Raw genomic sequence first — 12613 nt, 5'->3', positions numbered from 1 at the left:
TTGCTCTCTATTCCTCGGTCTCCGGCAAAGGAGGCCAAGGATATGAAATTATTGGAAAACAAGGTTGCGATCATCACTGGCGCGTCATCCGGCATCGGCCGGGCGACGGCAAGGCTGTTTGCCGAACAGGGCGCGGCCGTCATTATCAACGCGCGTGGTGCCGAAGCACTCGAGGACGTGGCTTCCGCCATTCGCCAGGCCGGCGGTCGTGTTCACCCCGTGGCGGGTGACGTCACAGTTGCGGAAACCCATGCCCGTCTGACGGATGCGGCCACGACCGTCTTTGGCGGTCTCGATATCGCCGTCAACAATGCCGGTGCCGTTGGGGCAACAAAACCGCTTGCGGAGATTTCGGTAGAGGAATGGGATCACGTGATCACCGCCAACCTCACTTCCGCATTTCTCGGCGTGCGCAGCCAGATCCCTGCGATGTTGAAGCGGGGAGGAGGTTCGGTCGTCTTCATCTCCAGCTTCGTCGGCACCAGCGCCGGCATACCCGGCATGGCAGCCTATGGCACCGCCAAGGCGGCGCTGATGGGGCTGGTGAAGGGCATTACTGCCGACTACGCCTTCAAGGGAATTCGCGCCAATGCACTGCTTCCCGGCGGAGTCGATACGCCGATGGCGGGAGATGCGGCCCAGAAGGAGTGGGCTGCGGGGCTGCATGCGATGAAGCGCATTGCGGAACCGGAGGAACTGGCGCAGGCCGCCCTTTTTCTCTCCAGCCCCATGTCGAGCTTTGTTGCCGGATCGGCCCTGTTTGCCGACGGCGGAAATGCGGCGGTGAAGTAATTGCCGAACTGGCGGACGAGGGCGCTACTGCGCTCGTCGTTCCCGCCACTCCGCGAGCGTCAGCGCATAGGTCACATGCGGGCGCAGATGCGGATGGGTGTCTTCCGGGACGCGCGGGTGGTCGAAGTCTCGTGACGGGTCACGCTTGAGGCCGATACGTTCCATCACCCGCGTCGAACGCTGGTTGTCATGGACGGCAAAGGAGACGATTTCCGGCGTTTCCTTTTCGTCAAAAGCCATGACGAGCAGCGATTGCGCGGCCTCGGTGACATAGCCGTGACCCCAGAAGCGGGTGGCGAGCCGCCAGCCGATTTCCATGGTTCCGAGCGGGAAGGGCGGATCGAGGTTCATGACCGGCGATATGCCGCAAAATCCCATAACCTCACCGGTTTCGCGCAGTTCCATGGCGTAGAAGCTGCCGCGGATCATGCCGTTGATGGTTTCGAGAACCGCATCCGCTTCCGCATGGCTGCGGCGGAAGGGAAAAAATTCCATGACCTTTTCGTCGGCGTTGATTTCGCGGAACAGATTGCGGTCGCTCTCCTTCCACTCGCGCAGAATGAGCCTTGATGTTTCGCGGATGATCATGGAACGACAAAATCCGTCTTGCGGTAACCCTGAATGTAAAGGAGTGCGGTCAGGTCGCCATGGTCGATGCGCATCTGCGCCTCGGCGGCGACGGCGGGCTTGGCGTGCAGGGCAACGCCCGCGCCGGCCAGATGCAGCATGCCGAGATCGTTGGCGCCATCGCCGACCGCCATTGCCTCGTCCGGCGAGATGCCGAGCTTTGCGGCGATATCGTTCAGCGCATCCACCTTGGCCTGTTTGCCGAGGATCGGTTCGGCAACGGTGCCATCCAACTGGCCATCGGCCTCGCCGAGAAGATTCGCGCGGTTCTCATCAAATCCCAGCATCGCAGCCACCCGGCTGGTGAAGACCGTGAAACCGCCGGAAACGAGGGCGGTATAGTAACCTTTCGCCTTCATGGTGGCGATCAGCTCCTTGCCGCCTGATGTCAGCGTGATGCGCTTTTCAATGACGTCATCGATGACGGAGACCGGCAGGCCCTTCAGCAGCGCCACGCGCTCGCGGAGCGCCGGCTCAAAAGCGATTTCGCCATTCATGGCGCGGGCGGTAATCGTGGAAACCTTGTCCTTCAATCCCACTTCGGCGGCCAGCTCGTCGATGCATTCCTGACCGATCATGGTCGAATCCATATCGGCGATCAGAAGCTTCTTGCGGCGCTTGTCCTGTTCCTGAACGACGATATCGATCGGCTGGCCCGAAAGCACGCCGGCAATCGCGTCACGTGCCTGTTCGGCATCGGTGCCAGAGGGCAGGGCAATATCGCAGGCGATGCCATCGGCCAGCCAGTAGAGACCGGATGCGTTTACGGCAGTGGCGGCCGCTTCGCCGAGGGCCGGTGTCAGAACAGGATTTGACGGATTGGCGATAAGCGTGGCAACGAAAGCCATGATGAAAAACCTTGATGAGAATTTTGATGCGATCCTGATAACCGGCCCGACGGCAAGCGGCAAGTCCGCGCTTGCGCTTCGTATGGCGCGGGAGCGGAACGGTGTCGTGATCAATGCCGACAGCATGCAGGTTTATGACACGCTGCGGGTGCTGACCGCCCGGCCATCCGAGGAAGAAATGGCAGGCGTGCCACATCTGCTATACGGCCATGTGCCGGCAAGCAGTTCCTACTCAACGGGTGAATGGCTGCGGGACATTTCCGCCCTGCTTGTGGATTTGCGTAGGCAGCAGCGTTTTCCGGTCATCGTTGGCGGTACGGGGCTTTATTTCAAGGCACTGACGGGCGGCTTGTCCGATATGCCCGCCATTCCTGACGACATACGCGAGAGGCTGCGCGCCCTGCTGATCGAAGAGGGGTCAATGGTCCTGCACGCGGAGCTGTCGCGGTGCGATCCCTTGATGGCGCAGGGGCTTCAGCCGGGGGACGGCCAGCGGATCGTCCGGGCACTGGAGGTCATGGAGGCGACCGGAAAGTCGATCATGGAGTTCCAAAAAGCCAGTGGTCCGATGATAGTTGATCCGGACCGAGCGGAGAAATTCGTGGTCCTGCCGGAACGGCCCGTGCTGCACGACCGCATCAATCGGCGGTTCGAAACCATGATGGAGAGTGGTGCTGTGGAAGAGGTGAAGGCTCTTCTCGCCCTGAAACTTGCGCCTGACGCCACAGCGATGAAGGCGATCGGCGTTTCCCAGATCGCCGATATGCTGGCTGGCGGTATGAGTGAGGCAGAGGTCATCGAAAAATCGGCGGCCGCGACCCGCCAATATGCCAAGCGGCAGATGACCTGGTTCCGCAACCAGATGGGGCCGGACTGGGCACGTATCCAGCCGTAGGGGCCGCGCTCAGTCCTTGCGGTAAAGGCTGCCTAGCGGCTTTTTCATCAGGCTCTCCCGCAGTGAAGGGCGTGTCTCTGATGGAGGCGGGCCACTTTGTGCCTGCATCTGGAAGCCGACTTTGCGCAATTCGTTGACAGCGCTGGTATCCGTTACCGTTGCGGGCGACTGTGGCGCGAGGGTTGTGCGTCCGGGCAGCATGTCGGGGCGGTAGGGTTCGTATCCTTCTGTCGCCGCCGTCCCCAGTTCGCGTTTCCAGCGATCGACGTCGTCCGCTTCCCTGGGAGCTGACATCGGTTCCTGCATATCGGAGAAGGCCGCTTCGACGCTTTGCTGGAAGCCGGTGATGACCGGCTTGGCTACCGCGCGCATGCGGCTGACGATGGTGTTCAGATCGACTGTATCGGGCGTTTCGTGGGGCGTATGGCTGACTGCGCCGTTTGCCTTCGGCAATTTTGCCGTGGAGACGCGGTCGAAGCGCATGCGCATCGGTACGCCCACCGCCTCGCCAAAGGCGATTGCCTCGCCATTGCCGATGGACGAGAGGAAACTGGTGGTCGAGGTTGAGGCGTTCGGTACGGCGGACAGAATGATCTTCTGGTCGATCTCGTTCGTCAGCCGCATGGCAAAAACGGTCGAGCACTGCGACAGGATGGTCTGGTCCAGCTCACTCGGACGCTGGCTGATGACGCCAAGCGAAATACCGTATTTGCGGCCTTCCTTGGCGATCTGCGCGATCGCCTGCCGGGTCGGGAAAAATCCGCGCTCAGGGTCGGCGGGAACATAACGGTGCGCTTCTTCGCAGACGACAAGCATATGAAGCGAGCCGCGCGCCAGCACCGCGAGTTCGAAGGACATACGGCAAAGGACGGAGACGACCGAGTTCACCACTTCCGAGGGGATGCCGGACAGCTGGAAAACCGAAATCGGCTTGCCTTCTCCTGGAATACGGAAGATATGCGCCACCGTTTCCAGAATGGTGTCGCTGATCGTATTGCTGGAGAACATGAAGTTATAGCGCGTATCGTTGATGGCCGAGAGGATGCGGCCCTTGAGGGATCGCAGGGTCGGCTTTTCGCCGCGCCCTTCCAGCCGCCCGATGCGCTCGTCGATGAGGGCGAGAATATCGGCCATGCGGTAAGGCACCGGCGTGTCGGGCGTGATCGCGCTCTTGTCGGACGTGCGGCGAACGGCGGAGCCATCTGTGCCGCGAAATGCCTTTTTCGCTTCCGGAATGATGTCGCGAAGGACGTCCATCTCTTCCGGTACGGGCTTGCGTCCGCGGAAAATCACTTCCGCGAATTCTTCAAGGCGCATCAGCCAGAAGGGAAGGTCGAGCGTGTCGGTGTCGATGACGACAGAATGATCGGGAAAGGCGGCCGCAAATTCATTGTGCGGATCGAGAATGAGGACACGCAGCTTCGGGTCCGTCTCGATCGCCTTGTTCAGAAGAAGGGAGACGGCGGTGGTTTTGCCCACGCCCGTCGAGCCGACGACGGCGAAATGTTTCGCCAGCATCTGCTGGATGTTGATGGCCGCGCCAATCGTGTCGTCCTGCGTCAGCTTACCAATGACGCATGTGTCTCGCTTGCCGCTGTCATAGATCTTGGAAAGGTCTCCCGTGCGGATGCGATGCGCGACCGCGCCCAGGTAGGGGTAACGGGAAATGCCGGTGGAAAAACGTTCGCTGCCATCTTCGGTGCGGTAGACTTCGCCAACGAGTTCCACGTCGATCAGCAGCCGGTTCGGCTTGTCCGACGACCAGTGTTCTTCGCCCGTGCGCATGGCGTATACCAGTGCGGCGACGCGGCTCGTTCCCATTTCGATCGAGATCAGGCGTCCGACGGACCAGAGCTGCGCGACATCGGTTGAGCCGATTTCCGTTTCTGCGGCGATTGTCGCATGGGCGCCATCACAGGCGATGACGCGGCCGAGCATGCGGTTAGCCGGCTGCTGGCCGGATCGCCGTTCGTTTTCGTCCATGCGGGACGCTCTATGAAACTCGTCACTATTCACGTCTTATCCCGGTACATGCGGATGATCGCGGTGGTTCGGGCATTATCTGCATCTTTGATTGTAAAAGATTATATTTAACAACCTGTGTATCTGTTGCGTTCGAAAATTTCGTCCATGGTGCCTTACGGGTAATAAAAGAAGCCGACGCCGATTTTTTCCGCAATATGCGTTGACGACTGGCGCTTTTCTGGCTAACACTCCGGCCCATGAAAAATCTTAACGTACTTATCGTGGTGGGACGGCGCATGGGCAGGATGGTATAACCATCCGGCGAAAGCACCCATGCGCTGAACGAGGCTCCTCTAGGGGCCTTTTTTTATGTCTTCAAACAGGCCCTCGGGCTCCTCGATATCCAAAGCCAAAGCGGGATGGAAACAGGCAATGACGGATAAGGATAATACGGAAAACAGCAATAGCATGACAGGTGCGGAGATTGTTCTGAAGGCGCTGAAGGACAACGGCGTCGAGCACATCTTCGGTTATCCTGGTGGTGCCGTGCTTCCGATCTACGACGAGATTTTCCAGCAGGAAGACATTCAGCATATTCTCGTACGTCACGAGCAGGGTGCCGGCCATGCTGCCGAAGGTTATGCCCGCTCCACCGGCAAGGTCGGTGTCATGCTCGTTACCTCCGGCCCCGGCGCCACCAATGCGGTCACCCCGCTGCAGGATGCGCTGATGGATTCCATTCCGCTCGTCTGCCTCTCCGGCCAGGTTCCGACATCGCTGATCGGCTCCGACGCATTTCAGGAATGCGATACCGTCGGCATTACGCGCCCCTGCACCAAGCACAACTGGCTGGTAAAGGACGTCAACGAACTGGCGGGCATCATCCATGAGGCCTTCCGCATCGCACAGACCGGTCGTCCCGGCCCCGTCGTTGTCGATATTCCGAAGGACATCCAGTTCGCCACCGGCACCTATACGCCGCCTTCCGCCGCCATTCAGCAGAAGAGCTACAAGCCGAAGGTTCAGGGCGATCTCAACGCCATTCACGCGGCCATCGAATTGATGTCTAAGGCAAAGAAGCCGGTTTTCTATACCGGTGGCGGTGTCATCAACTCCGGCCCGGAAGCGACACGGCTGCTGCGCGAACTGGTAGAGCTGACCGGTTTCCCGATCACCTCGACGCTGATGGGTCTCGGCGCCTATCCGGCTTCCGGCAAGAACTGGCTCGGCATGCTGGGCATGCACGGTTCATACGAAGCCAATATGACAATGCATGATTGCGACGTGCTGGTCTGCATCGGCGCACGTTTCGACGACCGTATTACCGGACGCCTGAATGCGTTTTCGCCGAATTCCAAGAAGATTCACGTCGATATCGATCCGTCCTCGATCAACAAGACCGTACGCGTCGACGTTCCGATCATTGGCGACGTCAGCCATGTTCTGGAAGATATGGTTCGCCTGTGGCGCGCTTTGCCGAAAAAGCCGGAAAAAACGCAGACCGCGGACTGGTGGCTGCAGATCGAGCGCTGGCGCGCCCGCAACTCCTTTGCCTACAAGAATTCCAACGATGTCATCATGCCGCAATATGCATTGCAGCGTCTTTACGAGGCATCGAAGGGGCGGGAGACCTTCATCACCACCGAAGTTGGCCAGCACCAGATGTGGGCGGCGCAGTTCTTCGGCTTCGAGGAGCCGAACCACTGGATGACCTCGGGCGGTCTCGGTACCATGGGATACGGCCTGCCGGCAGCTATCGGCGTTCAGGTCGCACATCCGGAAGCACTGGTTATCGACATTGCCGGTGATGCCTCGATCCAGATGTGCATTCAGGAAATGTCCTGCGCCATCCAGTACGGTCTGCCGGTGAAGATTTTCATCCTCAACAACCAGTATATGGGCATGGTGCGGCAGTGGCAGCAGTTGCTGCACGGCAACCGCCTGTCCAACTCCTATACCGAAGCCATGCCTGACTTCGTCAAACTGGCGGAAGCCTATGGCGCGGTTGGCATGTATTGCGACGATCCGAAGGAACTGGACGACAAGATCGCCGAGATGATTGCGGTCAACAGGCCGGTCATCTTCGATTGCCGCGTTGCCAATCTCGCCAATTGCTTCCCGATGATCCCATCTGGTAAAGCCCATAACGAGATGCTGTTGCCGGATGAGGCGACGGATGAAGCTGTTGCCAACGCCATCGATGCCAAGGGCCGTCAGCTAGTCTGAGCCGGGAGAGGAAAAGGACATGAACGCACACCTACAACCCACCGGCTCCGCCTATTTCATCCAGAAGGAAACGGCTGCCGTCGAAAATCACACGCTGTCGGTTCTCGTCAGCAACGAGCCGGGCGTTCTCGCCCGGGTCATCGGCCTGTTTTCCGGCCGGGGTTACAACATCGAAAGCCTGACGGTTTCGGAAACCGAGCATGAGGCGCATCTGTCGCGCATCACGATCGTAACGCGCGGCACACCTATCGTGCTGGAGCAGATCAAGGCGCAGCTGGAACGCATCGTTCCTGTGCACCGAGTGCTCGATCTTACCGTTCGCGCCCGCGAACTCGGGCAGGAACGGCCGATCGAGCGTGAAGTAGCGCTGATCAAGGTCGCCGGTTCGGGTGAAGCCCGCGCCGAGACGCTGCGTCTTGCGGATGCGTTTCAGGCCAAGGTGGTGGACGCGACAGTCGAGCATTTCATCTTCGAAATTACCGGCAAGTCGTCCAAGATCGACCAGTTCGTGGCCATCATCAAACCGCTCGGCCTGATCGAGATCTGCCGCACGGGTATTGCAGCCATGAACCGCGGTTCGCAGGGGATGTGATCCTCCGCCTTTCGAATATCCTTGTAATACCAAGCCCGCGGTTCGCCGCGGGTTTTTTTATGGGCTGCGCTCCGGTGAATTGATATTCAACCATATGGTTGACTTTCTAGTCTGGCGGCCTATATTCAACAACATGGTTGAATTATCTGTTCCACATCTCGACACTGTCTTTCATGCCCTTGGCGATGCGACGCGGCGCACGATGCTGCGCGATCTATCCCGTGGCGAGCGAACGGTGAGCCAGTTGGCCGAGCCGTTCGACATATCGCTGGCTGCGGCATCCAAGCACATCAAGGCGCTGGAAAACGCCGGGCTTATCCGCCGTGAGGTGAGGGGGCGTACCCATGTCTGCCGCCTTGCGCCGGAACGGTTGGCAGAGGCGCATGAATGGCTGGATTTCTACCGGCAGTTCTGGAACAGCCGCCTCGATATTCTTGAGCAGATGCTCAGGGAGGATGATCAGGGAAAATCCCCTGCAGATGGAGGAAATGACAATGGCTGATATTGCAATGCCTGACGCCTATGGCCGGCTCGTCGAGCCGACAACACTAAAGATAGAACGGCTCCTGCCGGGACCAATCGAGCGGGTCTGGGCCTATCTGACACAGAGCGACCTTCGCCGCCGGTGGCTGGCGTCCGGCGAGATGCGGCTTGCGCCCGACGCACCATTTGAACTCGTCTGGCGCAACGACGAGCTTTCCGACCCGCCGGGCAGCCGCCCGGAAGGTTTTTCCGAAGAGAACAGGATGACCTCACGCATCATCACTGTCGTTGCGCCGCACCGCCTCGTCTTCACCTGGGGTGAGAGCGCAGAAGTGTCGATCGAGCTTCAGGCTCTGGGGAAGGATGTGCTTCTGACACTGGTTCACCGCCGGCTTGCGGATCGCACGACCAAGCTCAATGTCAGCGCCGGCTGGCATGCGCATCTCGACATTCTCGCCGCCCGTCTTCAGGAAAAGGAACCGGGGCCTTTCTGGGATAGCTGGCTGGGGCTGAAAGAGGAATATGAGCGCCGCATACCGTAACTGGGTGCAGCATGTCTGGCAGACTGACGGCGCGGTTCGCTGCGCCGTTATTGAATTAAAATGTTGCAGCCCAAAGCATCAGTTCGCAGGGCTCACATTTCGATTCAATTGCTTGAGTGCCTGATTCCGAAAAACATCTTAATTCTTTGTTAAATCACAGCATTTCCAGCGCCGTCTTGCGTGTCGGTGGTGGGAAGGCGGCATCCAGCGCGGCCCAGTCCTCATCGGTGATTTCGAGATCGGTGGCACCTCGGTTCTCCTCCACGCGTGCGGCGCTGGCGGATTTTGGAATGGCGATGACGCCTTCTCTTTCCAGAAGAAAGGCCAGTGCCAGTTGCGCAGGCGTAGCCTGATAGGCCTTGGCGATGCGGATGAGTTCGTGGTTGTTGAGGATGCGCCCCTGTTCGATTGGTGAATAGGCCATCAGCGGCACGCTGTGCCACTGACACCAGGGCAGAAGCGAAAATTCCGGTCCACGCCGGGAGAGATTGTAGAGCACCTGATTGGCGGCGCAATTCTTACCGTCGGGAACAGCGAAAAGCTCCTCCATGTCGTCGGTGTCGAAATTCGAGACGCCCCAGTCGCCGATCTTGCCGGCTTTTTTCAGCTTTTCGAAAGCGGCCACCGTTTCGTCCAGCGGGTGATCACCACGCCAATGCAGCAGATAGAGATCGAGCCGGTCGGTGCCGAGCCTTGCGAGGCTGCGCTCGCAGGCCTCAATCGTGCCTCGGGCGCTGGCGTTCCAGGGATAGACCTTGCTGACCAGAAACACCTCGTCGCGCCGGCCGGCAATCGCCGTGCCCACCACCTCTTCGGATCGGCCGTCTGCATACATTTCGGCCGTGTCGATCAGCGTCATGCCGAGATCGATCGCCTTGCGAATGCTCTCGACTTCCTGCGGAGCCGATGATCTCATCTCGCCCATGTTCCAGGTGCCGAGGCCAAGGGCTGGTATCTCTTTTCCGGATGGCAGGGTGACGGAAGGAATGTCGTCATACATCGGTTCGCTCCAGCGGTTGTTGACGGAGAATAGCCCTTTGTTCCGACTTCTCAAACCCGGCATGGAAAGGATCGATCCATCAAAAAATTTGACTACGCCTATCGGTTGATCGGACTGGTTTGATGGTGGTTCGGCGGATAGGGTCTTTTCACAGGAGAGATCATGACTGTCGAAACCCTCGTCGCGCTGGTGCTGTTTGCCTTCACAACCTCCATTACGCCCGGCCCGAACAATATGATGCTTTTTGCCTCCGGCGTGAATTTCGGTTTCCGCCGCACGATCCCGCATATGCTGGGCATCGGGGCGGGGTTCCTGTCATTGCTGATCGGCGTCGGATTTGGGCTTGGCGCGCTGCTGCACTCCGTGCCCTTGCTCTATACCGCGCTGAAATTCGCGGGCGGACTTTATCTCGTCTGGATCGCGTGGAAGATCGGCACGTCCCGCAGCCTGAACGAGGGTGCTGCTGCATCAGTGCCGATGAGCTTTCTTGCCGCCGCAGCCTTTCAGTGGGTCAATCCCAAGGCTTGGGTAATGGCCGTGACGGCGATGGCGACCTATACGGATGAGCGGCAATATCTCGTCACCGTTTTGATCGTCGGCGTGGTTTTCGCCGCAGTCAATCTTCCCAGCGTTTCGACCTGGGCGGGCTTCGGCTCGGCCCTGCGCGACTGGCTTTCCGTTCCCGTGCGGCTCAAATGGTTCAACATCACCATGGCCGTCCTTCTCGTCGTCAGCCTCTGGCCGATGTTGAAATAGGTGTTCTCCCTTCGTCATCCCTGTGCCTGTCGCATGGATGTGGGGTGGGGGTAGGTTATTCTACGCAGGGAACTGGCGGTAACATTCCTCGGCGATCTTCTGCACCTCGGCGCGCGTCAGTTCGGCAGAAACCGCATAGCCGAGTTCGTTGTCGATCCAGTAAAAGGTCTCGACGCCATCGGCGCTCGCCATGCGGAAGCTGGTGGTGCGGTTTTCCTCGTTGTGGCCGACCAGCACCGTTACCCGGCGGCCGGTCTTGTCCTGATACATCAGCATCGCCCCTGGCTTGCCGCTGACGGGGATCAGGCGCCCGCCGACGAGATCATATCCGATCTTGGAAAGATCGGGGATGGCGAAGGGATAACCGAGCCTTTTGCCGAGCCATGTTGCAAGGTGCTGCTGCTGTTCGGCTCCAACTTCAACGGGGTGGCGCACCTCGCTTGCATAGATGAGATAGGCCGATTTCGCCTGCGCGGGAATGTCAGTCGTCAACGACGCCAGAACCACGTCCTGCTGCGTGGCGAGCGGCGGCGGCACAAGCCTGCCGGCTGCCGCACCCGCCGCGAAGATCAGCAACACAGCTGCCGTTCGCAGAAGAACCGGTTTCAGCCGCCACGCGGGCGCCTGTTTTCTTTCGGCAAGCATCGCGGTGTCGTGCGGATGTTCGGCGGCATAGGCGGCGAATGCGGCTCGCAGGGTTTCAGCCTGTTTTTTCCAGTCTTCCACACGCTCCCGCTCCTGCGGCCTTTCGGTCAGCCAGGCCTCGACAGCCGCGCGGTCGTCGTCGGACAAAAGCCCATCGACATAAGCGTGCAGATCGTCTTCGGTAATGGCATCGGGCCTTTTCATCGTGGTCTCCGCAGGGGAATGATATTGTCCACCGCCAGGTGCTGGCGCAGGGTTTCGCGGGCGCGGGAAAGTCTGGACATGACGGTACCCACCGGGATCGACAATGTCTCGGCTGCCTCCTGATAGCTGTAGCCTTCCACCGTCACCAGCATCAGCACCGCCCGCATCTCTGGCGAAAGCAGCCCGAGCGCGACGTGCAGCCTATCGTTTTCCAGCGTGTCGCCGAGTGTGTCGGCAACGGCCAGGCTCTCATGGCCGTCGAGACTTTCGGACGGGTGACGTTTCGCGGCGCGGTGGCGGTTGCGATAAAGATTCGTCATTATCGCGTAAGCCCATGATTTCAAAGCCGTTCCGTGCCATTGCCTCTTGTTGGTCAGCGCCTTTTCCACGCAGTCCTGCAAAAGGTCCTCGCCATCGGCGTCGGAGCGGGAAAGGCTGCGGGAATAACGCCGCAGCATGGGTATCAGCGCCAGCATCTCCGCCTCGAAGGAGCCGGCTGCGGGGGAGAGGCTCCCCCGCGTCTTGCCATTCATGCCATCATGGTTTTGCGGCATCCCATACACCGTTCATACCGTCGCCGGTTGCATCGCCTTTTTTCATGTCCTTGGCCCAGTAGTAGAGCGGCATGCCGTCCTTTGCCCACTGCATCTTGCCGTCCTTGCGCGTCACGACGGAATAGGCGCCTTCGGCCTTGTCGCCAGTAGCCGCGAAGAACGGCGGCCAATTGGTGGCGCACTTGTCATAACAATTGGATACGCCCTTCTTGTCGTTCTTGAAAGTGTAGAGCGTCATGCCTTTTTCGCCCGCGAGCACATTGCCTTTGGCGGTCTTGACCGTTTCGACCGCGGGTGCCGCATAGGCCGTTCCGGCAAATGCCAGAACGAGGGCGGGAACGATAAAGCGGATTTTCATGGACATATCCTCCTTGGTTCGGGCGGCTTCTGCCGCCAGCACATCAAAAGACACCGCAGGTGACTGCTTTATTCCCTCCGCCGGTGCGATTTTTAAACTTATCCGTTGAGCTAAGTGTTTCGCTGT

General features: G+C 59.5%; 14 protein-coding genes. 7 read left to right on the top strand and 7 right to left on the bottom strand.

Annotation, left to right across the window (positions count from 1 at the left end; genetic code table 11):
* Positions 1–42: 42 nt before the first annotated feature.
* A complete protein-coding gene (locus tag G6L97_RS08185) occupies positions 43–792 on the top strand; it encodes an SDR family oxidoreductase (RefSeq protein WP_174002828.1) in 750 nt (249 codons plus the stop codon).
* Between the two features lie 24 nt (positions 793–816).
* On the opposite strand, the gene G6L97_RS08180 is transcribed toward G6L97_RS08185, so the two are convergent.
* Both G6L97_RS08180 and serB read right to left on the bottom strand, forming a co-directional pair.
* A complete protein-coding gene (locus G6L97_RS08180) occupies positions 817–1380 on the bottom strand; it encodes a GNAT family N-acetyltransferase (protein ID WP_174002826.1) in 564 nt (187 codons plus the stop codon).
* On the bottom strand, positions 1377–2267 hold the full coding sequence (gene serB / locus G6L97_RS08175; protein ID WP_111783542.1) for a phosphoserine phosphatase SerB: 891 nt from the start codon (positions 2265–2267) through the stop codon (positions 1377–1379). Before serB ends, G6L97_RS08180 begins: the two co-directional genes overlap by 4 nt.
* Between serB and miaA the strand changes: the two genes are divergently transcribed.
* Entirely contained in the window at positions 2266–3162 is an 897-nt protein-coding gene (gene miaA / locus G6L97_RS08170; RefSeq protein ID WP_111783541.1) for a tRNA (adenosine(37)-N6)-dimethylallyltransferase MiaA, read from the top strand. The genes serB and miaA overlap by 2 nt on opposite strands.
* A gap of 9 nt (positions 3163–3171) precedes the next feature.
* Here miaA and G6L97_RS08165 read toward each other — a convergent pair whose 3' ends face one another.
* Positions 3172–5178: an ATP-binding protein gene (locus tag G6L97_RS08165; RefSeq protein WP_111783540.1), complete on the bottom strand. Its 2007-nt coding sequence runs from the start codon at positions 5176–5178 to the stop codon at positions 3172–3174.
* A gap of 381 nt (positions 5179–5559) precedes the next feature.
* Between G6L97_RS08165 and G6L97_RS08160 the strand changes: the two genes are divergently transcribed.
* From G6L97_RS08160 to G6L97_RS08145, 4 genes are all read left to right on the top strand, one after another.
* Positions 5560–7353, top strand: coding sequence for an acetolactate synthase 3 large subunit (locus G6L97_RS08160; RefSeq protein WP_111783539.1), 1794 nt, complete (start codon positions 5560–5562; stop codon positions 7351–7353).
* Between the two features lie 19 nt (positions 7354–7372).
* On the top strand, positions 7373–7945 hold the full coding sequence (gene ilvN, locus G6L97_RS08155) for an acetolactate synthase small subunit (protein ID WP_003513099.1): 573 nt from the start codon (positions 7373–7375) through the stop codon (positions 7943–7945).
* A 133-nt stretch (positions 7946–8078) separates the two neighbouring features.
* On the top strand, positions 8079–8447 hold the full coding sequence (locus G6L97_RS08150; RefSeq protein WP_003513097.1) for an ArsR/SmtB family transcription factor: 369 nt from the start codon (positions 8079–8081) through the stop codon (positions 8445–8447).
* A complete protein-coding gene (locus G6L97_RS08145; protein ID WP_111783538.1) occupies positions 8440–8970 on the top strand; it encodes an SRPBCC family protein in 531 nt (176 codons plus the stop codon). The genes G6L97_RS08150 and G6L97_RS08145 overlap by 8 nt, the downstream gene beginning before the upstream one ends.
* Before the next feature lie 154 nt (positions 8971–9124).
* Here the strand turns inward: G6L97_RS08145 and G6L97_RS08140 are convergent, their stop codons facing one another.
* On the bottom strand, positions 9125–9970 hold the full coding sequence (locus G6L97_RS08140) for an aldo/keto reductase (RefSeq protein WP_065662325.1): 846 nt from the start codon (positions 9968–9970) through the stop codon (positions 9125–9127).
* Positions 9971–10132: 162 nt separating this feature from the next.
* Between G6L97_RS08140 and G6L97_RS08135 the strand changes: the two genes are divergently transcribed.
* Positions 10133–10726 carry a LysE family translocator gene (locus G6L97_RS08135; protein WP_111783537.1) on the top strand — a complete coding sequence of 198 codons (594 nt, stop codon included), beginning with the start codon at positions 10133–10135 and terminating at the stop codon, positions 10724–10726.
* Between the two features lie 60 nt (positions 10727–10786).
* Here the strand turns inward: G6L97_RS08135 and G6L97_RS08130 are convergent, their stop codons facing one another.
* From G6L97_RS08130 to G6L97_RS08120, 3 genes are read right to left on the bottom strand one after another with little or no spacing between them, the layout of a single operon-like run.
* A complete protein-coding gene (locus G6L97_RS08130) occupies positions 10787–11575 on the bottom strand; it encodes an anti-sigma factor family protein (RefSeq protein ID WP_111783536.1) in 789 nt (262 codons plus the stop codon).
* Positions 11572–12129, bottom strand: a complete 558-nt coding sequence (locus tag G6L97_RS08125; RefSeq protein ID WP_162686695.1) for an RNA polymerase sigma factor — start codon at positions 12127–12129, stop codon at positions 11572–11574. The genes G6L97_RS08130 and G6L97_RS08125 overlap by 4 nt, the downstream gene beginning before the upstream one ends.
* Positions 12113–12493 carry a COG4315 family predicted lipoprotein gene (locus G6L97_RS08120; protein WP_080580913.1) on the bottom strand — a complete coding sequence of 127 codons (381 nt, stop codon included), beginning with the start codon at positions 12491–12493 and terminating at the stop codon, positions 12113–12115. Before G6L97_RS08120 ends, G6L97_RS08125 begins: the two co-directional genes overlap by 17 nt.
* Between the last annotated feature and the right edge of the window lie 120 nt (positions 12494–12613).

Origin of the sequence: Agrobacterium tumefaciens, from assembly GCF_013318015.2 — a bacterium.
GTDB lineage: Bacteria > Pseudomonadota > Alphaproteobacteria > Rhizobiales > Rhizobiaceae > Agrobacterium > Agrobacterium tumefaciens.
Note: the sequence above shows the minus strand (reverse complement) of the source record. Positions and strands in the feature narration are given on the sequence as shown.

Bases quoted from the DNA above. Each gene is read 5' to 3' on its own strand.
- G6L97_RS08185 (WP_174002828.1), top strand. From the start codon at position 43: ATGAAATTATTGGAAAACAAGGTTGCGATCATCACTGGCGCGTCATCC.
- G6L97_RS08180 (WP_174002826.1), bottom strand. From the start codon at position 1,380: ATGATCATCCGCGAAACATCAAGGCTCATTCTGCGCGAGTGGAAGGAG.
- miaA (WP_111783541.1), top strand. From the start codon at position 2,266: ATGATGAAAAACCTTGATGAGAATTTTGATGCGATCCTGATAACCGGC.
- serB (WP_111783542.1), bottom strand. From the start codon at position 2,267: ATGGCTTTCGTTGCCACGCTTATCGCCAATCCGTCAAATCCTGTTCTG.
- G6L97_RS08160 (WP_111783539.1), top strand. From the start codon at position 5,560: ATGACGGATAAGGATAATACGGAAAACAGCAATAGCATGACAGGTGCG.
- ilvN (WP_003513099.1), top strand. From the start codon at position 7,373: ATGAACGCACACCTACAACCCACCGGCTCCGCCTATTTCATCCAGAAG.
- G6L97_RS08150 (WP_003513097.1), top strand. From the start codon at position 8,079: ATGGTTGAATTATCTGTTCCACATCTCGACACTGTCTTTCATGCCCTT.
- G6L97_RS08145 (WP_111783538.1), top strand. From the start codon at position 8,440: ATGGCTGATATTGCAATGCCTGACGCCTATGGCCGGCTCGTCGAGCCG.
- G6L97_RS08140 (WP_065662325.1), bottom strand. From the start codon at position 9,970: ATGTATGACGACATTCCTTCCGTCACCCTGCCATCCGGAAAAGAGATA.
- G6L97_RS08135 (WP_111783537.1), top strand. From the start codon at position 10,133: ATGACTGTCGAAACCCTCGTCGCGCTGGTGCTGTTTGCCTTCACAACC.
- G6L97_RS08130 (WP_111783536.1), bottom strand. From the start codon at position 11,575: ATGAAAAGGCCCGATGCCATTACCGAAGACGATCTGCACGCTTATGTC.
- G6L97_RS08125 (WP_162686695.1), bottom strand. From the start codon at position 12,129: ATGCCGCAAAACCATGATGGCATGAATGGCAAGACGCGGGGGAGCCTC.
- G6L97_RS08120 (WP_080580913.1), bottom strand. From the start codon at position 12,493: ATGTCCATGAAAATCCGCTTTATCGTTCCCGCCCTCGTTCTGGCATTT.